The sequence below is a fragment of the Billgrantia campisalis genome (assembly GCF_022341425.1).
Classification (GTDB): Bacteria; Pseudomonadota; Gammaproteobacteria; order Pseudomonadales; family Halomonadaceae; genus Halomonas; species Halomonas campisalis.
Genome location: NZ_JABFUC010000021.1, coordinates 24,319 through 46,722 on the forward strand (window position 1 = coordinate 24,319; position 22,404 = coordinate 46,722).

The following is a 22,404-nucleotide window of genomic DNA, read 5'->3' on the forward strand; positions in this document are numbered from 1 at the left end:
CATGGCGATTGGCGGCGCTAGCGCCGGGCCGCGCCCACCTCAGCGGCTTTCACCTTGAAGCTGCCCCACAGCACCGCCAGCCAGAAACCGTAGATCATCACGCCGCTGTTATGTGACAGGAAAACCTGAGTCAGGCCGAAGTCGATGTACGCTACCGGGAGGATCACGCCCGCCGACGCCAGCGCCCGGCGCTCCATGTCCGGGGCATGGAGCTGGCGCGCGAACAGTTTCATGGGCACCAGATACAGCGCCAGCAACACCGCCAACCCCAGCAAGCCCCGCCTGGCCAGGGTATCCAGGAACTCGTTGTGGGCATGGTCGTAAACCAAAACCCCCGGGTCGATCACGCCCTGATCGGCGAGCGAGCGCATGGCCTGCTCATAGTGCCCGCTGCCCACTCCCAGCCAGGGGGCGTCGAGTGCCAGCCGGCTGGCCCCCCGCCACATCTCGAAGCGCGACCCAACCGAGGTGACACGGCTCTCCCCACTGACATAGCGGCTGATATCATCGACGGCCTGATGCACACGCTGCTGCACCCCGATCTGCGGGACCGCATAAGCCACTGTGGCACCGCCGATCAAGGCAGCCAGCACGGCCAGCTTCAAGGCGTAGTTGAGTTCACGCCCATAGCTGCGATAGAGCACTATCAGGATCACCGGCACACCGATCCAGCCGCCGCGGCTGCCAGAGAACAGCGACCCCAGCACGCCGCCGAGCGCCCCCAGCAGCAGCAGCGCCACCCACAGGCGTCGCCGCGGCTGCGCCACCGCCCAGCCCAGCCCGGCAAGACACAGCATCCCCATCAGCATGCTGATATTGCCGAACTGAATGGGGTGAGTGAACGCTTCCACTCGCGGCACCCCCTGCACCAGGCTCTGCCATCCCGCCATCCCGCCAGCCAGCACCGCGCCCAGCGCGAGCCCCGACCACAGCCAGGCCAGCCGTGGCGGATATGCCATCACCAGCAACAGCGCCGGCACCGCCAGCAGAATGCGAAGCGGTTTGTCCATGCCGCGCACCCCCAGGCCGGCCCACCAGGCCTCGAGCATGACGATCGCCGCATAGCCGGCCATGGCACCCATTACCAGCCAATCGCGTCGCGTCAAGCCAAGCGCTGGCCGCTTGACCAGCAGCACGGCGCTGCCCAGCAGCAGCATCACCGCCCCCACGGAATAACCGCTGGGCATCACCAGCGCCAGGCCACCCAGCAGCAACACCGCCAGGCTGACATAGGCGCGCCAGAATTCCTCGCTTCGCAACACGTCACCTTCTTCCGCTGGCAGCACCAGCCCTAGCCAAACAGATACTCATCAAGGGGCAACGGCTCGCCCACCAGCCCGCCGTGATAGTGCTCGAGCATGTAGTCGTCGACCCGGCCGCGGCTGGCATCGATGAACTCGGCCGACTCGGTGAATGAGAGTGCCAGGTCCCCGAAACCGAAATCGCCGCCCTGCATCTCGGCCAGCCAATAGGCATAGCCCGGCTCATCCGGGGCCCGGTCAAGCACGCTCTGATACAGCGCCTCGATGGCCTTTTCCGCCGTCGGCTCGAGCATGCCGCCCAGGAATTCATCGCTCATGAAGAAGGCCCCGGCGATGTCGGTCAGCGAGACACCCTCCTCCAGCTCTCCCCGCCAGTAGGCGAAGCCCTCGCTATCCGGCATGCGATCGAGCATGCCGCTATACAGCCGCACCACCGCCTCGGCCGACTCCCGGGCACTTTCGAAGGACGCCACATCAAAGCCCAGGCCGGCAGGGTCCAGCCGCTCCAGGTTGGTCCCCCAGAGCATCAGCTTCGCACCCTGAACCAGGGAGTGGGAGGATGTCGCATACTCGTCAGACGCCGTAAAGGCCAGCACCAGGTCCACCGGCTCGAGGCGGCCGCTCTCCAGCTCGCCAAGCCAGTAATCAAGACCCTGTGGATCGGGGGCGCGATCCAGCACATGCTGATAGAGGGTTTCCACTAGCGCGGCATCGCCGCCGCCGCGCTGGGCCAGTTGCAGGGCGAACTCGCTGGAGGTGAGGAAGCCCTCCGCCAGATCCAGCAGTGAATGGCCGCCATTGAGCTGCCCGACCCAGTACTCGGCGCCTTCCCGGTCAGGCGCGCGGCCCAGCATGCCGGTGTAGAGTCGCACCACCGGGTCGATGACACTCTCCAGATCGGCGTAGGCGAAGAACGTCTCCGTCTGGACAATCTCCTCCGACAGCTCGGATGGCAGCTCCCACCCTTCGGCAGCGAGACGCGCCATGAAGGTCGCCAGCGCGCCATCGGCCTCATCTGGAACGGCGCTGTTGCTCACCTCGGGCGGCAGCAGATGGTCGTTGCCGGCGATCCAGGCCTGTAGCGTCTCGTACTGCGCCTGCACGCTGACCGCCCATGCCGAGGTCGACACCACCCCCACTAGCACAGGCTGGCCGTTGTCGTCATACCAGACCGGGCCTCCGCTGCTGCCGGGGCCGATATCCAGCGACTCGATATCCAGTACCCCATAGCGGGCGTTGTCACCGACCCAGCCGCTGTCCTGGCTCAGGCGTGGCCCGTTGGCATCGGCATACTGACCGGGGTAGCCAGCAACGTGATACGTCTCCCCCGCCGCATAGGGCCCCAGGGCAAACCAGCCGGTCTCCAGGCCCAGCGACGTATCGAAGCCCAGCAGCGCCAGATCGTCCTGGCTCTCCTGAATGGTCAACTTCCCCGACTCAGCCGGCTCCAGCTGATAGTACTCGGCATAGCCGGCCAAATACCCGTCCGCCGGGTCGATCCGGCCATCGTGCCCGGGATAGACCGTCACCTGTTCAGCCAGACCGCCATTCTCCGGGCTGTAGACCAGATGGGCCGCCGTCAAGACGTCATTGACCCCGACCACGGCACCGGCCCCGGAGACCCGGGTGCCGTCGGGGAAGGTCGCCTCCACATAGGTCACCGCGCTAAACGGGAAATTGGCATGCTCGTCGACATTGAACATTGGCAAAGGCCCCTCGAAACCTGGCGGTCATCATGGACACTGGGCAGACAGCACAACGGGGTGCCCTTGGCACCCCGCAGTCACATTACCACGCCACGCTGTCCCGCCACCTGAACAATCCGCTGGTTGGCAACGCGACCCGGCTCCTGCTCAGTGAGCGGTCGCCTCGGCACCGTTCAGCTCGCGCTCGAGGGCGTTGGCTTGGGCGACGCGGGCAGTCTGCGCAATCCCCAGTTGCTGATCGAGGCGGACGCCCCCCGCTGGCGATGCGAAATGGCCGAATAGCATACCGCATCTGGCCCACCCGACACAGACGGCCGAGTTAAAGAATCCTACCCGGCTGCCGATTTAGATAGAGTGCCCAGCTTGCCCACCGGGGGGCTGATCCCGATCGCCGCCATCACCGTCACCGACCGCTGGTAATGCCATGACACGTCTCTCGCTTTTGCTGAATGCCCTGTTGCTTTCCAGTCTGATACTGCTTAGCGGCTGCAGCAGCAATGCTCCCGTCGAGCAGCCCGAACCCGGCCTTCATGATCTGATCGACGAGGCGGCCCGGGGCATGCTGGATGCCAACCCTGACCTGACGCGTTACAGCCCGATGATCGCCGCCACCTTCGTCAGCATCGACAACCTGTCACAGTCCTCCACCCTGGGGCGCATGGGCTCGGAGCTGTTCGCCTCGGCGCTGTCGAGGGGCGGCATGCAAGTGCGCGAGGTCAAGATGCGAGACAGCCTCTACATCGAGAAGGATGTCGGCGAGTTGATCCTGTCGCGGGAGGTACAGCGGCTCAGCCGGGCTCACGATGCTCGCTCCATTCTGATGGGCACCTACGCCCAGGGGCAAAACACCCTGTACCTAAGCGTGCGGCTGGTGCGCTCGGGCGACGCCATGGTGCTTAGCAGCACAAATATCGCCGTACCGCTCGACAACAACCTGCGCTCCATGCTTGGCGGCGGCTGGTGAAGTAGGGGACATCCAGAAAGCCCTGGCGCAATACATCGATACCTCGAGGTCTTCGCAAAGCAAGCCATCAGGTCCGTTTCCCTGCCCGGCATCGCATCAGGATTGTTGATCTTGGCGCCGACAGCGCCCTCGACATGGCTGCGCCTGCCAGATGCAGCAACGGGGCGCCTGGGGATGTTCTGGATCTGTTGTCGAAGGTGTCACCCCCCCTTCATTGCCGTTCAAATCGCCCCGCGAGGCCGTCCAACAGCGCCTTTCCCTTGTCGAGGTCGATGGCCACCGAGGGCCGAGTCGGGTGTCGAACGCCGAATGCCTCGCGAATCTCGGCGGCACTCACTGCCTGGTCCATGTCGGGTGTGTAGGCGGCCCAGGTGACCTCCAGCCGATGGCGAAGATCGCCACCGGCCAGGTCATCGGGCGACCCTTCGTCGACCAAGCGATAGCCGCTGGACGTCTCGACCCGCGCCCACCCCACTGCCCCCTTGCCACTGGCATAGGCAATCAGGGCATCACCGGGCCGATAGCGCTGCATCAAACTCTCGCCAGCATCGCCCGGGGTATTGTCGAAACCCACCGCCAGCTGGCCGCTAGTGACCAGGTAGCGCCACCAGGCATTATCGGCGAGCCCGATGTTGTGCCAGAAGACGCGCGAGACGGGTGCTGCGGCAGGCGAATCGGCCGCTGCGGATGGCTGGCCAGGCAGGGCAGCCTTCAGCTCGCCGGCCAGGCTTCCCGAATAGGCGGCGCGGGCCGTCTGCAGCATGGCCAGACGATGCTGAATACGCTGAATGTACTGATCGGTCACCTGCAGGTTGGACAGGTCCACCTGCGCTTCCTTCGACAGGTCTTCCAGCCGATAGGAGACGCCATCTATCGTCACCCTCTGACCGGGGTGGGATGTCACACGCTGAGCCATGAGCGCCCTCACTGTTGCCTAACTTATTTCGGTGGCGAGTCTATCATGGGGCGAGCGAGCAGCGCCCCGTACCGAACCGAAGCAGCTAGGTATTGCGAAGCGTCATTTTTTCGCGGAGCGGCTGAGCTGTCGGGCGAGCTTGAGCAGCAGATCGATATCGGAGGGGCCGAGCTTGCCCTGCCGGACCAGCCCAGCGATAGCCTGCAGGTGGCGGCGCCCGCGGTCGGGAAGAGCACTGAGGTCCAGGGTCATAGCGCTCTTGGGATCCGCCTCATCGGCCGGTTCGCCGCCCTCCGGCTCATCCACCTGCTGCCAGAGACGCGCGTGAGGCAGGATGCCGACTTGCTGAAACAGGCGCTTCTCCACCGGTCCAAGGCCGGCCTGTTCAATCAAGGCATCGGCCGTGTCGGCCACCAGCACCTCATGGGCAAACACCGGCGCAGGCCCCGACTCCTGCTTCGGGCGCGCCTTCACCGGCTGCATGCCGCGACGATGCAGGACCCAGGCGCCAAAGCGCTCACCGTAGAGAGTGAGTGCCAGCGTCGCCCGGCCGCCCTGCTCGGCGGCATTATCGACCTCGCCCAGCCAGGTGGCCTCGATGGCCAGGTCGCTCTGGCCACTACGTTCCAGCACACGCGACTCCAGCGGCCCGAAGTGACCCACCGGCCCGCACATGGCGGTATCGATGGCCTCTCCCAGGGTTGCCACGGGAAAATCATGCGTGAGCCACTCGGCCAGGGCCAGTTGCAGGGACTCGGCAAGCGGCATTGGCTCACTGGCCGAGTCTGCTGCCCCTACCATCGCCTTGATCGGATGCAGGTACTGCAGCCAGCTTCGCTCACCGCTGACCCGAACCGGGGCCCCCAGCCCGGCGAACGTAAACGGCAGGGGAACGGAGGCAACGGCTGGCAGGTCGGGTGTTTCGCCCTCCAAGCGCTGCTGGACCGGCGGCAACGGTGCCAGCGGCGACCAGCTGGCGCTAACGAGCTCGCCCCGCAGCCGGCAGGGCGCGGCATCGCCCTCGGCCAACAGAAAGAGCTCCACGCCGATCCGCAGACGACGCAGGCGAGCATTGCCCTCCACCGACAACTTGGCGGCAGCGATATGCCCGACCCGCCAGTTCGGCGAGTCCCAGGCGTCCGGAAGGGAGACGCGTAATGTTGCCGCCAGGTCGTCCAGCATCACGGGCATGGTAGTAGGATGGGTACGGAATCGGCCATCGGCGCTTAGTGCGGCTGCTGGCTCGGCAGCTTCTCACCCAAGGCACGCGCATAGGCCGCCCTGGCGGTCTGATAGATGGCCAACTGCTGCTTGAGCTTGGCGATTTCCTGGTCGGTCACGCGAAGGTTGATCACCTGAGCGCGCGCCTCCTCGGAAAGCTCCGACAGCTGATACTCCACGCCATCGATGGTGATGGTCTGGCTGGCCTGGTTGGATTCGGCGGCGACCTGGGGTTGATCCGTCATCTGATGCTGACTCCTAAGTGTTCATGATGTTGCGGTAAAGGCCTACTAGTGTCTCACTGCTTGGCGCCCAGCCCAAGTGCTGCGTAATGGCCATGGGCGCGCACTGAAGTGAGCCAATTGGTGCCAACACGCCGATAAACCTGATAATGAAGGCAATGAAGAGACTCGTAACCAAGAAGGCGCGACGTCGATTTTCCGATACGTTCAAGTCGGATCAACCATGGGCCTCGAGAGTCGGCGGCCGGGTTTCAGCGTTAGCGGCCGGGTGAGCCGGGGGTGAGATAATAGGCCATCATGACATCATCGCTCCTCGATCACGGCCCCCTTGACGAGCGAACTCCACGCCGAACTGCAGGGCGGCGGCGGCCAGCAGGGTAGCCCCGGCAAGCTCGAGCGACTCCTCGACCAGGAAGTCCATCAGCCAGAAATAGTGGCTATGCCCGCCCACTTCGGTAACCCGCAGCGCGTCGTTCAGCAGGCCATGATGCAACCAGTGGCCGAGGGGCTCATAGAGGCGATAGCGGAAGGCGGAACCGCCGGCCGCCAGGCCGTAGCAAGCGAAGCCCCCCAGCAGGTAGAGGCGGGTACGCGGCAGGCGCAGCACGCTGCGCCCGAACAGCAGCAGCGCCGAGAGGGGCACGCAGGCCAAGGCACCGAAATAGAGCAGCTCAACGTAACGGGGCGAACGCCCCCCCAGGAAGTGGTAAGCCGTGTCCCGCAGCCAGTGGCGCATATTGCCGGCATCCTCGAGCACCATCAGCATCAAGGCCCCGCCCATCAGCAGCCAGAACAGCGCCGCACTGCGCTCGAGGCTGCCTGGCGCCGCCCCGGGCGATAGCCTTCCATAGCGCATAAAGGCAGTGGCCGCCGCCAGCGCCAGGGTCAGCCACTGCAGCATCTCGATGGGGCCGCCTTCGCTGAAGAGCATGACCCATGCCCAGGCACGGGTGGCGCTACGCTCGCCCATGCGCTCATAGAGCCGATCCCCAGCCCCCCAGAGGTTGAGGATATCCACGCCGATGACGGCCAGCCAGGCGAGACCTAGCAGGCCGAAGCCGACTATCAATTGGCGAGTCGCGCCAGACGGGGCGCGGGAGACATCGTTAGGCATAGGCAAGCGTACCAGCGGAAGGGGACAGATCAGCGTGCACGGGGATAGCGGGTCGAAGCCAGAAGGAGCCCGAAGAAATAGAGAGGCAATATCGGGCAGATTGTCTACCGCCACAGCCTATCACAGCCCCACCCGAGAGCCGTGGCTCGCCGGGCGGGGAAACACTACTGCGTCAATTGAAAGTGTAGCGAAAACCGACGGTGAGCGAGGTGCTGTCGTCATCCGCTATGAGGCCGGTGACCATTGAGAACGCCGGGCTGCTCCAGTAGGCGAAGCCAACATTCAGCGCCGTGTTGCTGTCGAAGTCGTCATAGTTCACATGGGTGACGCCGCCGTTGAGCTCGAATGCCGCATTCACCCAGTGACGCACCCCCATACCGAGCAGCATGCCATTGTCATCAACTTTGCCGCAGACCCAGGTGCAGACTTCCACCTCGGTATTGACCACGCCTCCCTGGAAGACCAGATCGGTACGCTCGCCGGCGGGCAACGCATAGCCAAGCGAGAGACCCACATCGGTCACATTGATCTCGGTATCGCCGCGACTGGCGCGATACGTGCCGCTGAGCGCGACGAACAGATTGTCGGTAAACTGATAGCTGCCCGACAGGCCGAGGCCTCCCATACTATCGTGTAACTCATACCAGCCGTTGCCAACAGGCAGCACGATGTCGTCGTCCAACCAGGTGGCGACAAAAGCCCCGGAAAGCTGTGTGTAACTGAAATTCGACCCTGCAGCCTGCGCAGTGAGTGGCAGCGCAACGGCGATTGCCAGCGCAGCGGATGCACCCAGCTTCTTCATCTTGACGATCCTTGTTTCTGATTTTTCTAGTAGGGTTCCCACCCCGCCAGCGCGGGACCGAAGTATTCTATACACTCGGAACAGTAATGTCTTGCATACCTTTCGCACCCGACAAGGCCATGGCACCCTATAGCCGAGCGGGCCTTTCCTTGAACAGCCGGGTGGCATACAGACAGAAGTGATCCCGAAGTGATACCGCAGTGCAATGCATGAGGGCCTATACATATAAAGTGCAACATCCCGCCGTCAATGAACATTGCCAGAATGGACTCCACCGATGCCGACACCCAAGCTCCCGCTCGCCGCCCTCGCTACCGTTGCCGGCCTGCTCATGGCCAGCCCATCTGCCATGGCCTGTAATGACCAGCCGTACATCGGCTCGATCTGCGCCACTGCCGCCACCTTCTGTCCCATCGGCTACGAGCAAGCCAACGGCCAGACGCTCGCCATCGCCCAGAACCAAGCCCTATTTGCCCTGATAGGCACCACCTATGGCGGAAATGGCCAGACCACCTTCGCTCTACCCGACCTCCAAGGCCGCAGCCTGGTGGGCACGGGCCAGAGCCCCGGCTATAGCTCCGTGACCCTCGGCCAGCAGCGCGGCCAGGAAGAGGTCACCCTGACCCAGGCCCAGATGCCCCAGCACACCCACGGCGCCCACTATTCTCCCGGCGACTTCAGCGGCAAGATCGTGGCTACCACCTCGGAAGATGGGCATAAAACACCGGCCTCCGACCGAAGGCTCGGCAGCGTTGGCGGCGGGCGAGAGAATACGCTCTATTCCGACAGCAACGACAATCTGGTAGAGATGCCGGGAATGGCTATCAGCCAGCAGGGGGCCGAGGTTACCGTGGACGCAGCCGGAGGCAGCCAGCCCTTCAATAACCTGCCGCCTCAGCTCGGGATCAACTACTGCATTGCGGTTCAGGGCATCTTTCCGCAGCGAGACTAGCCCTGGCCCGCGAGGCGGGTACCTCCGATCACTCCAACTGATACCAGGATGATCCGCCGCCCAGCGGCGGATTCAGCTTTACTTGTCCTCATTGAGAAGAGCCGTCCAGTGAGCGGCCATGACCCGATCGGTACTCAGGGAGTTCAGCCCCATGGAAAGCAGCCCGTTTCAATCCGAACGATTAGCCGACGACACCATGGTGCCCTCGTCGCTGGCCCGGGCCGTCCCCGGCCTCAACCAGGGGCGGCGCGATGTGGTCTTTATCGACGCAGCCCTGGAACACCCAGATGCTCTGATCAAGGCGATTCCCTTAGGGGTAGAAGTGCGCTGGCTCGATGCCAATGGCGACGGCCTCGCCCAGATGGCCAGATGGGCCTCTGTTCACCATGGGTACGATGCCATCCACCTTTTGTGCCATGGGCGCCCCGGTGCCTTGCGGCTTGGCGCCATTACCCTGGACGGCCCGGCACTGGAGCACTACGCCTTGGGCCTGGCGGTGATCGGCAAAAGCCTGGCCCGCCAGGGAGCCTTGCTACTTTATGGCTGCCGCCTGGCGGAGAACGATCAGGGAGAAGCTCTTGTAGAAGCCATCGCCAAGCATAGCGGCGTGGCGGTCGCCGCCTCCCGGACCCTGACCGGTGCGAAAGAGCTGGGGGGTGACTGGACGCTGGATATGGAAATTGGCGACATCTCCCCGGCAGCCAAGGGGCTGCTTGGCACCCCGTCCTATGACGGCCTGCTAAACCAGTTCCATGAGGATTTTGCCGACTTTGACGGCGCCGAACAATTCACCAGCGATGTCGATGATCCGGACTACGATCACTTTCTTGAATTCAGCCACCATGGGGTCGACTTCCGGTTGACCCTGCTGTGGGACGATCCCTACCAAGATGCCGACACAGGTGCCGACCTCCGGCTCCAGGGCTTTTCCTATACTTACTCATATGTCTCAGCAGACGATGTCCCTGATGACATGGATGACGGCCCCAGTCTTCATGTCAGCCACCGAACAAGTGGCGATATTCCGGATGACAACCTGGATCGCATCGGCTATTTCGATATCGCCCGAGTGGATGGTGAGCCCTTTACCTTCGATAATATCTGGGTGCTTAACCCTCGCAGTACCGAGCCAACGTTGATCCAGGCCTTTCTGGATGGCATGGAAGTCGGAAGCTTCACTGTGCCAGGCCAACCCGACGAAGACCCAGACCTCAGTCGCGAAGCTTATGTGGTTGACTTCGAAGAGGACGGACTGGGCGTTGACAGGTTACTATTCACCAGCGATGACTTCTTCAGCTTTACCCTCAAGAATTTTTACGGCAGCACCAGCTACGCGCCCCTCAGCCCACCCCCCACCCTGACCCTGGCCGAGGACACTGGCGCCAGCGACAGCGACGGCATCACTCGAAACAACACGGTACTAGTTGGCGAGCTGGTCGACGACGCCAGTTGGGAATACAGCTCTGACGGCGGCGACAGCTGGAATACCGGCAGCGGCGACAGCTTTACCCTGTCCGATGATGAATATGCCGCCGGTCAGGTGAAGGTACGCCAGACCGCACCCTCGAGTGATACCAGCGAACCCACGAGCAACGACACCACCTGGGTGATCGATACCATCCCACCGGAGGCCCCCACCCTGGCCCTGGAAGAAGACACCGGCGCCAGCGACAGCGACGGCATCACCAACAACGGCAGCATCGCCGTGGACGGCCTCGAGCCCGACGCCAGTTGGGAATACAGCTCTGACGGCGGCGAGACTTGGCAGGAAGGCAGCGGCGATAGCTTCGAGCTGCCCGAAGGCGACTATGCCGCCGATCAGGTGCGGGTGCGCCAGACCGACTTGGCGGGCAATGTCAGCACCACAGGCAGCAATGCCGAGAGCTGGACGGTGGATACCACCCCGCCGGCCGCCCCCACCCTGGCCCTGGTGGAAGACACCGGCGCCAGCGACAGCGACGGCATCACCAACAACGGCACCATCACGGTGGGCGCGCTGGAGGACGACGCCGGCTGGGAGTACAGCCTCGACGGCGGCGATACTTGGCAGGAAGGCAGCGGCACCAGCTTTACACTACCCGAGGGCGAGTATGCCGCCGATCAGGTGCGGGTGCGCCAGACCGATCCTGCCGGCAACCTCGGTGACGCCGCCGGCAATACCGACGCCTGGACGGTGGACACCTCAGCCCCCGACGCCCCCACCCTGGCCCTGGAAGAAGACACCGGCGCCAGCGACAGCGACGGCATCACCAACAACGGCACCATCACGGTGGGCGCGCTGGAGGACGACGCCGGCTGGGAGTACAGCCTCGACGGCGGCGATACTTGGCAGGAAGGCAGCGGCACCAGCTTTACACTACCCGAGGGCGAGTATGCCGCCGATCAGGTGCGGGTGCGCCAGACCGATCCTGCCGGCAACCTCGGTGACGCCGCCGGCAATACCGACGCCTGGACGGTGGACACCACCCCGCCGGCCGCCCCCACCCTGGCCCTGGTGGAAGACACTGGCGCCAGCGACAGTGACGGCATCACCCAGAACGGCACCATCACGGTGGACGCGCTGGAGGACGACGCCGACTGGGAGTACAGCCTCGACGGCGGCGACAGCTGGCAGGCCGGCAGCGGCGACAGCTTCGAGCTCCAAGAAGGCAGCTATGCCAGCGGTGACGTGCAGGTGCGACAGACCGACTTGGCGGGCAATGTCAGCACCACCGCCAGCAACGGCATCGACTGGGTGATCGATACCACCCCGCCGGCCGCCCCCACCCTGGCCCTGGAAGAAGACACCGGCGCCAGCGACAGCGATGGCATCACCAACAACGGCAGCATCGCCGTGGACGGCCTCGAGCCCGACGCCGGCTGGGAGTACAGCTCTGACGGCGGCGAGACTTGGCAGGAAGGCAGCGGCGATAGCTTCGAGCTCCAAGAAGGCAGCTATGCCAGCGGTAAGGTGCAGGTGCGCCAGACCGACCTCGCCGGCAATATCAGCGCAGCGGGCAGCAATACTGACGCCTGGACGGTGGACACCTCAGCCCCCGACGCCCCCACCCTGGCCCTGGTGGAAGACACCGGCGCCAGCGACAGCGATGGCATCACCAACAACGGCAACATCGCCGTGGACGGCCTCGAGCCCGACGCCAGTTGGGAATATAGCCTCGACGGCGGCGAGACTTGGCAGGAAGGCAGCGGCACCAGCTTCGAGCTCACCGAAGGCAGCTATGCCAGCGGTGACGTGCGGGTGCGCCAGACCGACCTCGCGGGCAATGTCAGCACCGCGGGCAGCAATGCCGACGCCTGGACCGTGGACACCACCCCGCCGGCCGCCCCCACCCTGGCCCTGGAAGAAGACACCGGCGCCAGTGACAGCGACGGCATCACCCAGAACGGCAGCATCGCCGTGGACGGCCTCGAGCCCGACGCCAGTTGGGAATACAGCTCTGACGGCGGCGTTACTTGGCAGGAAGGCAGCGGCGACAGCTTCGAGCTCCAAGAAGGCAGCTATGCCAGCGGTAAGGTGCAGGTGCGCCAGACCGACCTGGCCGGCAACCTCGGTGACGCCGCCGGCAATACCGACGCCTGGACGGTGGACACCACCCCGCCGGCCGCCCCCACCCTGGCCCTGGTGGAAGACACCGGCGCCAGCGACAGTGACGGCATCACCCAGAACGGCACCATCACGGTGGACGCGCTGGAGGACGACGCCGACTGGGAGTACAGCCTCGACGGCGGCGAGACTTGGCAGGAAGGCAGCGGCGACAGCTTCACGCTCCCCGAAGGCAGCTATGACAGCGGTAAGGTGCAGGTGCGACAGATCGACCTCGCCGGCAATATCAGCGCAGCGGGCAGCAATACTGACGCCTGGACGGTGGACACCTCAGCCCCCGACGCCCCCACCCTGGCCCTGGAAGAAGACACCGGCGCCAGCGACAGCGACGGCATCACCAACAACGGCAGCATCGCCGTGGACGGCCTCGAGCCCGACGCCAGTTGGGAATACAGCTCTGACGGCGGCGAGACTTGGCAGGAAGGCAGCGGCGATAGCTTCGAGCTGCCCGAAGGCGACTATGCCGCCGATCAGGTGCAGGTGCGCCAGACCGACCTCGCCGGCAATATCAGCGCAGCGGGCAGCAATACTGACGCCTGGACGGTGGATACCTCAGCCCCCGACGCCCCCACCCTGGCCCTGGAAGAAGACACCGGCGCCAGCGACAGCGATGGCATCACCAACAACGGCAGCATCGCCGTGGACGGCCTCGAGCCCGACGCCAGTTGGGAATACAGCTCTGACGGCGGCGAGACTTGGCAGGAAGGCAGCGGCGATAGCTTCGAGCTCCAAGAAGGCAGCTATGCCAGCGGTAAGGTGCAGGTGCGCCAGACCGACCTCGCCGGCAACCTCGGTGACGCCGCCGGCAATACCGACGCCTGGACGGTGGACACCACCCCGCCGGCCGCCCCCACCCTGGCCCTGGTGGAAGACACCGGCGCCAGCGACAGCGATGGCATCACCAACAACGGCACCATCACGGTGGGCGCGCTGGAGGACGGCGCCGACTGGGAGTACAGCCTCGACGGCGGCGACAGCTGGCAGCCCGGCAGCGGCGATAGCTTCGAACTGCCCGAGGGCGACTATGCCGCCGATCAGGTGCGGGTGCGCCAGACCGACCTCGCGGGCAACCTCGGTGACGCCGCCGGCAATACCGACGCCTGGACCGTGGACACCACCCCGCCGGCCGCCCCCACCCTGGCCCTGGAAGAACACACCGGCCCCATCGACGGCATCACCCAGAACGGGAGTATCGTCGTGGACGGCATAGAGTCCGAGACCAGCTGGGAGTACAGCCTAGACGGCGGCGAAAGCTGGCAGGATGGCAGCGGCGACAGCTTCGAACTGCCCGAGGGCGACTACCCCAGCGGCCAAGTGCAGGTACGCCAGCGCGATATCGCCGGCAATACCAGCCCCGCCACCAGCAACGACATCGACTGGGTGATCGATGCCGCCCCGTACGTCCCCCCCGAGGAGGAACAGGACCGCGTCCCCAACCCCGATGGTACAGGTCAGGGCGATGGTAACGGCGATGGCATTCCCGACCGCCAACAGGAGCATGTGGTCTCCCAGGGACTGCTCTATACCAGCACACCACGCAGCCGTCCTGGCGATGCCCGGGAGGTCTTCATTACCCTGGCCGCCGAGCATGACAACGCGGACCAGGAGGGCGCACGCCTGTTTAACCTGGCCCAATGGGATGCCCCTGATGATCCGCGCGAAGACCTCGAGATGCCAGTGGGAATGATCAGCTTCGAGGCCAATCTTCCCACTCCCGGCATCCAACAGAACTTCTCGCTATTCCTCGAAGGCGGCGTCCTGGTGAACGGCTACTGGAAGCAGGACGCTCAAGGCGACTGGATCAACCTGGCCAGCCCCGAGCATGGCGGACGCACCTACCACATGGGCAACAAGACACGCCTGGACTTCGTCATTGAGGATGGCGGCCCCTTCGATGCCGATGGCCTCGCCAATGGCACCATCGTCGACCCCGGCGCCCCGGGCATGGATCTGGTTCGTCAGTTCGAGCCCGGCCCCATCAATGCCGGCCTCTTCGACGACGACCACCCTCTCCTGCCCCAACTCTACCAGGACCTGCTGGGCCGCGACGCCGATGCGGAAGGACTCGCCTTTTGGGAAGCGGAACTGGAGAGTGGCCAAATGGACCGCTTCGAGGTACTGGCGGCCATGTTGGACTCCCCCGAGTTCCAACAGGGGACCGGCCTGATCCTGCAACTATACCAGGGGCTGCTGTCACGCAGCGCCGATCCCGATGGCCTGGCTTACTGGATGGGAGTCAGCCAACAAGAGCAAAGCGAAAGCCATGTGGTCGAGCACTTCATGCAGAGCACCGAGTTCACCTTGGCCTGGGGTCAGCAGGACGATAGCGCCTTTGTCGAGGCGCTCTATCAGGAGCTACTGGACCGCGATCCCGATGCCGAGGGGGAAGCCTACTGGCTCTCACAGCTGACCCAGGGACAAGCGCGTCATGAGGTCATCGCGGCCACACTGCTGGGCGAGGAAGCTCAACAGGGCATGGCGGCGAGTCTCGCCGTAGATGCCCTGTCACTTCGCCTGTTCAAGGATCAACTGAGCCTGACCGACCAACTGTTACTGCGTCAGCAGTGGGAGGATAGCGGCGACAACGCCAGCTTCCACCGCAGCCTGCTGGAGGACGCCACGGTGGAGATGGAGCTAGCCGAGCTGATCGGCACGGCCCCGGAGCTCGACGGCTAGCGGCGGGGGAGACAGGTAGCGGCGGGGAAATGGGGGGCCTTCATTAACCGGCCCCCCTTATAACCCATGGCAGTTTTCGTACAAAACCTAGCGAGCCGCGCAGGGCACCAGCCTAGCCTCATTGGTCAAAATCGAACTCCAAGTCGTCGTCGCCTTCGCCGAACAGACCATCGAGATTGGTCGAGGTGGCCTGAGTCTGGCGGGCGGCATGGGCGGCATGGAGCTGAGCGAATTTGTGCAGCACGCCAAGGCGCGAAGTGGAGAAGCGCTGCCCGTAGGCGATGGGCAGCGCCTGGGCGTCGCGCAGCTCGGCCAGGGTTGGGCCATCCAGGGCAGCAAGGGCCTGGTCATCGATGCGCTTGAGCCCCATGAGCAGCGGGCGTGCGGGGTCGGGGTTCTCGACGTCCAGCGTCCAGCCGGTAAGCAGGCCAGCCTTCTCCAGGGCATCGACGGCCCTGTCGGTCAACGCCTGGTTGCTGGCGCACTGCTTGAGGAAGCCAAACAGCTTGACCACCAGCGGGGTGGGCTGGCCCTGATCATCGAAGAAGCGCTGCTCGCCCTGATCGGTCTGGGGGCGCTCCCGGTAGAGGCCGCTGGCGTGGTCGAAACACAACAACTGACGCTCCTGGCCACCGGCGATCACCCGGTTCAGGCTGAAGGGGTAGCCGCGATAATAGCTGGGCACATAGCCCAGCGCCCAGCGACCGCTGGGCGCCACCAGCAGGTTTTTGTCCTGGTGCAGGCCCTGCAGGGCCACCAGGCGGTGACCGCCCCGGAGACGGGGGGCGAAGGCCAGCGGGTAGACCGCCAGCGCCGTGGGCAGCTCGGCCAGCAACAGCGGTGCCCAGGCATCCTCGGCGGCGAAGCGGTAGTCATCCTGGCGTTTCCAGCCATGGGTGAGATGGCGCTCGGGATCAAGCGGTTCGAACTGACTCATGACTCTCTCCTGACGCTGGGGTATCCATCATAATGCAAGGTCGCCAACGCCCTGAGCCTCCGTCTTTTCATCGCCCCCCTCTCCCCGCCCGACGCCAAGAACCACCCCTGACCATCGTCCCTCAACGGGGGAGAGTATCAACAACGGCTCTTAGCCCATCGCCATATCGATATCCGTGAAGAACCCATCAGACTGCATAATGGCAAGCGCCCAGTCATACACATCCGGGGTAATGGTTGCCGCAACCGGTGTTTGATCACTGCCACCCGAATCGATGCGTCCGGTGTAAAGCCCGAGCAACTCCGCGCCGTCATCATCCATTTTACGGAAGAGCGGCGATCCGCTCGCGCCGCTGCGTCCCATAAGGCTGTCGCTGAGCACAAGCTGCCCGTCGTCGTCCTCGTATTCGTCGATCGTGCCGAAGGCCTGCCATTGGAAAAAGTCCGGGTCATTGGTGGCCGGGTCATTCTGCTCCATGCCCTGAACGGGATAACCGGCCCACATCGCGTCCTCGCCGGTGAGGTCGCGATCGCCGCCGCCCTCGTTCCAGAACAAGTCGAAATAACCGTTGGTCAGATCGTCGATGGCCTCGTCCAGGCGGACGATGGCGATATCATCCGCGGCGGTGTTGAACTGCTGAATATCGCCCTCTAGGGACCAGATGCCGTCATCCAACTCGGTATCACCGGAAAGGAAAGCGCCGTCGGCGAAACGTTCCTGCACACTTCCATTGAGGCCATTGAAGAAGTTGATTTCCTCGATTTCCTCCAGCGAGTTCGAGCCCTGCAGGACATGGTGGTTAGTCATGATATGTTGGGGCGAGATCATCACACCGCTGCCCGCGGAAAACGAATCCGATCCCTCGTGCTTGACCTGAACCTGACCGATGGCCGAGAACGGAAAGGGATCGGTGTCATCCGCCCAGAGCAGCTCGAGGCCATCGGCGATCACCACCTCGTCGTGAGGCATCGTGGTGATCGTGAAGCCGGTCGTGGCACTGACCTCGCTGGCATTGTCGGCGTTGATGTGGATTTCCGCCTCGTAAAAGCCGGCCTCGTCAATGCTCAAGTCGCCGGACTCCACCTGCACCAAGCCGTTGGCGTTCAGGGCGTCAGCATCCAGCGCCACGTTAATGCCGGCGTCCTCGATCACCAACTGCACGCTCAGATTGTTCACATCGTTTCCGGCCACTTCGGCCAAGTCCACAGTCACGTTGAAGAATTCATCGGGCTCGAGCTGGGCCGAGTCGCTCACTTCGATGGATTCCACGATGACCGATGCCTCGCCGGCGAGAATGGCCAGCTCCCGCTGAAACTCCACCGGGTCGGCATTATCCGCATCGAGCATAAACTGGGCGTCAAAGTTACCTGCCTGATCAATCGCATCAGCGTCAAGAGTGAAGGCAACGCTGTCACCCTGGAAGGGGCTCAGATGATAGGTCCGGCTCGTCACACCGGGCACACCGAAGGTGAGCTGCAGGTTCTCGGGCTCGACGTCTTCGGATTCTGTCATAGTGATCTGGAACGTGAAGTCCTCGTCCACGAAGGGCTGTTCCGGGTTGAACGTCACGTCATCAATGCTCAGCTCGGGAGAGGGGGTGACTGCCGCCACGCTGAGGCCGCTCGCCCGGGTCTCGCTGGTATCGTCGGTGGCCACGCCCAGGTCATAGTCCCCCGCGTCCAGCCCCTGGGCGGCGGCGTCGATGGTGAACTCGACACTGGTGGCCTCACCGCCGGCGATCGTCACGTCCGACTCGGTCAGCGTCTCCATGAGGGTGCCGTCGCTGAGGGTGAGCACCACGTCCTGGGTGCCCGTCTCGTCACCGGTATTAGCCACCTCGACGGTGACGGTGGTGGTGGCGTCGGCGTTCACGCTAGCCTCGCCGATGGACGTCACATCGAAGAAGGCGGGGTCGGGCAACATATCTTCGTCCATCACGAAGTTGTCCAGCTTCTGCAGCGCTTCGAGCTGATCCCGCGGCACCTCGGACTCGGTCACCCGTACCTCGTCAGCCCCGGACATATGCGCCGGGATATCGGCATCCACCGCGGCCAGGATAGTGTCGGCACTGTCCTCGACGCTCCACTGAAACAGGTCGCCAGAGGTCAGCTCATCGGTATTCTCGGCATGCTCGACCACGGCGGTCACCTCGGCCAGGGCCGCCTGGGCTTCAGCCACCGTGACGGTGCCGTCGTCAACCGGGGCCGCCGGGTCCAGGGTGAAGCTGGCCGGTAGCTCCTCCAGGTCCAGTGCCTCGGCCAGCGTCAAGAGAGGTGTGTTGAACTGAGTGACGGTCTCTTCAAGGGCTTGCCTGTCGATACCCCTTGCCCCCTCTGCCACTGTAAAAGCGATTTGTGAGAGGGCCAGTTCACCGCTCTCCAGCTTGCCAGACCAGTACGCCAGGCCTTCCGCCTCGGGATCGCGGTTGAACAGGTTCTGGTAAAGCTTGGCTACCTGCTGTTCGCTGTTCAGGGATCCGTAAAGTTCGACATACTCCTGGGAGTTTCCAAACGCCTCGATGACAGCCGATACATCCCCGGCGGAGGCCTTCAGCTCCTGAATCCAGAAGGCTCTGCCTTCCGGATCGGAGCCTCTCCCGTAGTAGCCGGCATAGAGCACATCGATGAACTCCCCATACGTCTGCTCCTGGGCGCTATCGATACGCTGAGCAAACGCCTCTCCATCATCGCCTTTGGCCGCCTGACCGATGTCGCGGGCTACTGTCGCGACGGGCTCTCCGGCATCAATCTTGGCGGCCCAGTACGCGAGCCCCTCTTCATCCGCCTTCCGGCCCAGCAGGTGCTGGTAAATCTTTTCTACCTGGGCGTCGGAAGAGAGGCCACCATACATCTCCTCAAATTCAGGCGCCTGGGTGAAGGCAGCGCTTATGGCCTCGAACCCCCGGCTTTCCAACTGATCGGCCCAATACAGCAGGCCCTCCCAGTCCGCGGGGCGGTTATAAACGGTCAGATACAATGCCTGAATATGGGTGTGCATCCACATGCCTGGCCTCAAGAAAAAGAATTGACTTGTTAGCACTTAGCGGAACAGCAATGCTAATTGTCAATTCTAGAACCCACCCTCACCAGTGTCACCTACGTATCGGATTCCGCATGACTGGCCACACGCTTGGTAAATAATTCAGGACCTTAGGCCTGCCTTTCCCTCAATACCGCAGTCGGTGATTGATAGTGCAGCGTCTTTACGGTGCATGGTATTTATCCAGCCATGAATGGTGGTCTGAGATCAGCAGGATCGGGAACTCAGGGGGCATGGGAAAACACCGAGGCCAGAAGCCAGATAGGAAAGAAGCCAGCAGGACTGGCTTCCGGTGTTGGGTAAAGAGCGCGCGGTCAACAAGCCCTGCCAGGGACGGAAGCCATCACGGAATAGGCTCAGTGCTTGGCTTCCCCACGCAGCCGGACCACCTCGTCGATGGAGAGCCCAGCGATCTCCGCGATCATGGCGTCGTCCATCTCGGTGCGGGCTATCAGATTGCGGGCCGTCTTCTCGGCATGCAGCCGCTCACCTTCCTCGCGGCCTTCCTCGCGGCCTTCCTCGCGGCCTTCTCGCTTGGCTTCATTCAACAGCGACACCTCATCCCGCAAGGCACGCTCGCGCACGAACGCCAGGCGACGGGCTTCCTCGTCGGCACTGAGATCGCGGATGCGGCTCATCGCTCGCTTGACGGGCTCGTGGGCAACCTTGGCCATGGTGAGTTCCTCCTGCCAGTGCGTGAAGAAGGCGATCCCCCTATTTATTTTTCGATCAGGTTCATCTGCAAGATGTTCCCAAGTGACACCTTGGGCTGGCGTTCATCACGCATCTCGAAACGCCACACCGCTTGCGCACGCTCTGCTGCGGTCTCCGTGAACAGATCGAAGTCCAGCAGATGCAGGCCCACCGAGGCACGCAGCTCCTGATAGTCCTCTCCGCTGCCGAGCTGCAGGCCCAGGGTGCGGGCCAGGTAGAACAGCCCCCGCTTGTGCCAGGCCCCGTAGCGCCGTACCTGAATCTCGACATTGTAGCAGTGGCCCTCCCCATCGCGGGCCAGGACGTCGAGGATGATGTACTTGCCCGTCAGTTCACTGGCTTCGATGGTGGGGTTGAGCACCTCCACCGAGGCAATGTCCGGGAGATCAGGACGCAAGTCGTTGATCAGATCCACCAGCAAATCCGGGGCATCAGCAAACAGCCGCTTGAAGACGTAGTCGTTGGTGGGATCAAGGAGGTCGGTCATCGGTTGCCACCCGCCGGGCATCTATGGGTAGAGAGGCCCAGCATAGCACAGCCCCACCAGGCCTCTGCCGGCCACCATGACCGGCTCGGACAGCCAGGATTTCCCCTCGCCGGGCGGCTGGGGGATAATCCTCACGGTATCGCCGCCATGCAGGATGCCTCGCACCGCCCCATCCCCTTTCCGTGCCGGCGGCCACCCTGATCGCTCGTCTTTTCTTACTTGGTACCCGAGACCGCATGCCTGACTACCTGACACCGCTCTCTCGTCTCCGGGCGCCCTGCCCGATCTGTGGAAGCCCTTTCCACCAGCCTCTCAAGCGGCGCTGGTGGCATCGCCTGACCGGCAAGCGCCCTCGCCTGCGCTGTCAGGGATGTGGGGCAAGGCTGAAATCCGGCACTCGCGATTGAGGGCCGGCCCCCGATGGCCGGCTGGCTTCCGCTCGGCTCCTCTACCCCGCTGTCCACTACCCACAGGCCCGCATCCCGAAGCCAGATAGGGAAGAAGCCAGCAAGGCTGGCTTCCGGTATTGGGATAGCGCGCGGCGTCAACGGGACCCGGATGGAAGGGAAGCCAGCGCCACCGAGGGGATGGTCCTCAGTGCCTGGCTTCCTCACGCAGGGCTTCCACGTCATCCATCGTCAAGCCAGTGGCCTGGGCGATCTGTTCGTCGCTCAGCACGCCTAGCTTGATCAGGTTGCGAGCAGTGTCTCGCTTCGCCTTCTCAGCACCCAGCTGCTCACCTTCCTGACGGCCTTCTCGCTTGGCTTCATTCAACAGCGACACCTCATCCCGCAAGGCACGCTCGCGCACGAAAGCCAGGCGACGGGCTTCCTCGTCGGCACTGAGCTCGCGGATGCGGCTCAGCGCTCGCTTGACGGGCTCGTGGGCAACCTTGGCCATGGTGAGTTCCTCCTGCCAGTGCGTGAAGAAGGTGATCCAGGCGCGCAGCGGGCCTTCCGGCAAGCCCATTCGATTCAGCAACTTAGACCATGACGACGACCAGTGGAGTCAGCATGATTACGGGTCTGCAGAGGAAGCAAAGCCTTGCGCAGTGGCGCTGTGGCATCGCTCAGACCCCATCGCTCGCTGGGAGAATATCGCCCTTGAGTGGGCGTCTCGTCATTTCCCAGCAGTTCCCGGTGGAACAGCCGGGTCAGCTGCTGTAGGTGTCGTGCGGTATCACGGCGACACACCGGGTACTGGCTAAGCAGCTCAAGCACACAGAGCGCCCGTTGGAAGTCCTCGCGAGGCATCACGCCGCGCAGCCGCTCCAGTTCCGCCTGTGTCGGGCGATAGCCCCGGAACCAGACGGCTTCAGCAAGCTGCTTCACGTCATCGACAGCACGCTCGAGTGGGCGCGAGCCGACCCGATACAGCCGCTTACGTGTGAAGGAAACCGCCATGACTAGCCCTCGCTGCGGTGATAGTCGTCTAATACCACGTTCAGATTGCCCAATATACGGAGCTCGTCGCCTACATAGTAGCTGATTGCTTCTCGAGCCAATCGTTCGAATTCGCCGATACCAACATGAGGAAGCTGAAGGAGCGCCTGGATATCGTGTTGGTCGCGGTCGCCAAAACGACCGAGCTTGGAGATGGCAACATCCAGTGCGCTGACGACATAGACCTCCACGTTGGGGGCGTTGCTGTCAATGGCCATCAGAAATGACCCACCAGCGGTCAACAAAATTGACCCACCCATGACCGTCAGCTGAGCGTCTTCTGCTTCAGCCGGTAGCTCTCCCCGCCGAGCAGGTAGAGGTGTGAG

17 protein-coding genes are annotated in these 22,404 nt (G+C 63.6%); 3 read left to right on the forward strand and 14 right to left on the reverse strand.

From position 1 onward, the window contains the following. Nucleotides 1–17 precede the first annotated feature (17 nt). On the reverse strand, nt 18–1,262 hold the full coding sequence (locus tag HOP52_RS18565; protein WP_238979023.1) for an O-antigen ligase family protein: 1,245 nt from the start codon (nt 1,260–1,262) through the stop codon (nt 18–20). Between the two features lie 29 nt (nt 1,263–1,291). Continuing rightward, nucleotides 1,292–2,965 carry a DUF4214 domain-containing protein gene (locus HOP52_RS18570; RefSeq protein WP_238979024.1) on the reverse strand — a complete coding sequence of 558 codons (1,674 nt, stop codon included), beginning with the start codon at nt 2,963–2,965 and terminating at the stop codon, nt 1,292–1,294. A 427-nt stretch (nt 2,966–3,392) separates the two neighbouring features. Here HOP52_RS18570 and HOP52_RS18575 point away from each other — a divergent pair, with 427 nt between their 5' ends. Then, on the forward strand, nt 3,393–3,932 hold the full coding sequence (locus HOP52_RS18575; protein WP_238979025.1) for a FlgO family outer membrane protein: 540 nt from the start codon (nt 3,393–3,395) through the stop codon (nt 3,930–3,932). Between the two features lie 211 nt (nt 3,933–4,143). On the opposite strand, the gene HOP52_RS18580 is transcribed toward HOP52_RS18575, so the two are convergent. The 5 genes from HOP52_RS18580 to HOP52_RS18600 all read right to left on the reverse strand — a co-directional run bounded on the left by HOP52_RS18580 (nt 4,144) and on the right by HOP52_RS18600 (nt 8,227). Next, nucleotides 4,144–4,848: a DUF6447 family protein gene (locus HOP52_RS18580; protein WP_238979026.1), complete on the reverse strand. Its 705-nt coding sequence runs from the start codon at nt 4,846–4,848 to the stop codon at nt 4,144–4,146. Between the two features lie 102 nt (nt 4,849–4,950). Further along, complete coding sequence (locus HOP52_RS18585; protein WP_238979027.1) at nt 4,951–6,039, reverse strand: hypothetical protein; 1,089 nt, start codon at nt 6,037–6,039, stop codon at nt 4,951–4,953. A gap of 35 nt (nt 6,040–6,074) precedes the next feature. Next, entirely contained in the window at nt 6,075–6,314 is a 240-nt protein-coding gene (locus HOP52_RS18590) for a DUF6447 family protein (protein WP_238979028.1), read from the reverse strand. Nucleotides 6,315–6,606: 292 nt separating this feature from the next. Then, nucleotides 6,607–7,380: a hypothetical protein gene (locus tag HOP52_RS18595; RefSeq protein ID WP_238979029.1), complete on the reverse strand. Its 774-nt coding sequence runs from the start codon at nt 7,378–7,380 to the stop codon at nt 6,607–6,609. A 217-nt stretch (nt 7,381–7,597) separates the two neighbouring features. Continuing rightward, nucleotides 7,598–8,227, reverse strand: coding sequence for an outer membrane beta-barrel protein (locus HOP52_RS18600; protein ID WP_238979030.1), 630 nt, complete (start codon nt 8,225–8,227; stop codon nt 7,598–7,600). A 277-nt stretch (nt 8,228–8,504) separates the two neighbouring features. Between HOP52_RS18600 and HOP52_RS18605 the strand changes: the two genes are divergently transcribed. Then, nucleotides 8,505–9,179, forward strand: coding sequence for a phage tail protein (locus HOP52_RS18605; protein WP_238979031.1), 675 nt, complete (start codon nt 8,505–8,507; stop codon nt 9,177–9,179). 151 nt (nt 9,180–9,330) lie between these two features. Further along, nucleotides 9,331–15,459: a DUF4347 domain-containing protein gene (locus HOP52_RS18610; protein WP_238979032.1), complete on the forward strand. Its 6,129-nt coding sequence runs from the start codon at nt 9,331–9,333 to the stop codon at nt 15,457–15,459. Between the two features lie 118 nt (nt 15,460–15,577). Here the strand turns inward: HOP52_RS18610 and HOP52_RS18615 are convergent, their stop codons facing one another. The 7 genes from HOP52_RS18615 to HOP52_RS18645 all read right to left on the reverse strand — a co-directional run. Beyond that, nucleotides 15,578–16,396 (reverse strand): SapC family protein, encoded by an 819-nt coding sequence (locus tag HOP52_RS18615; protein ID WP_238979033.1) that lies wholly within the window; start codon nt 16,394–16,396, stop codon nt 15,578–15,580. A 150-nt stretch (nt 16,397–16,546) separates the two neighbouring features. After that, nucleotides 16,547–19,399 (reverse strand): DUF4214 domain-containing protein, encoded by a 2,853-nt coding sequence (locus tag HOP52_RS18620; protein ID WP_238979034.1) that lies wholly within the window; start codon nt 19,397–19,399, stop codon nt 16,547–16,549. A 392-nt stretch (nt 19,400–19,791) separates the two neighbouring features. Further along, nucleotides 19,792–20,109 (reverse strand): hypothetical protein, encoded by a 318-nt coding sequence (locus HOP52_RS18625; protein ID WP_238979035.1) that lies wholly within the window; start codon nt 20,107–20,109, stop codon nt 19,792–19,794. Between the two features lie 44 nt (nt 20,110–20,153). Then, nucleotides 20,154–20,636, reverse strand: coding sequence for an Rpn family recombination-promoting nuclease/putative transposase (locus HOP52_RS18630; protein ID WP_238979036.1), 483 nt, complete (start codon nt 20,634–20,636; stop codon nt 20,154–20,156). A 594-nt stretch (nt 20,637–21,230) separates the two neighbouring features. Next, nucleotides 21,231–21,599 carry a hypothetical protein gene (locus HOP52_RS18635; RefSeq protein ID WP_238979037.1) on the reverse strand — a complete coding sequence of 123 codons (369 nt, stop codon included), beginning with the start codon at nt 21,597–21,599 and terminating at the stop codon, nt 21,231–21,233. 11 nt (nt 21,600–21,610) lie between these two features. Continuing rightward, a complete protein-coding gene (locus HOP52_RS18640) occupies nt 21,611–22,039 on the reverse strand; it encodes a hypothetical protein (protein WP_238979038.1) in 429 nt (142 codons plus the stop codon). Between the two features lie 2 nt (nt 22,040–22,041). Then, nucleotides 22,042–22,404 (reverse strand): DUF6036 family nucleotidyltransferase (locus HOP52_RS18645; protein ID WP_238979039.1); only part of this gene is annotated, 363 nt, incomplete at its 5' end.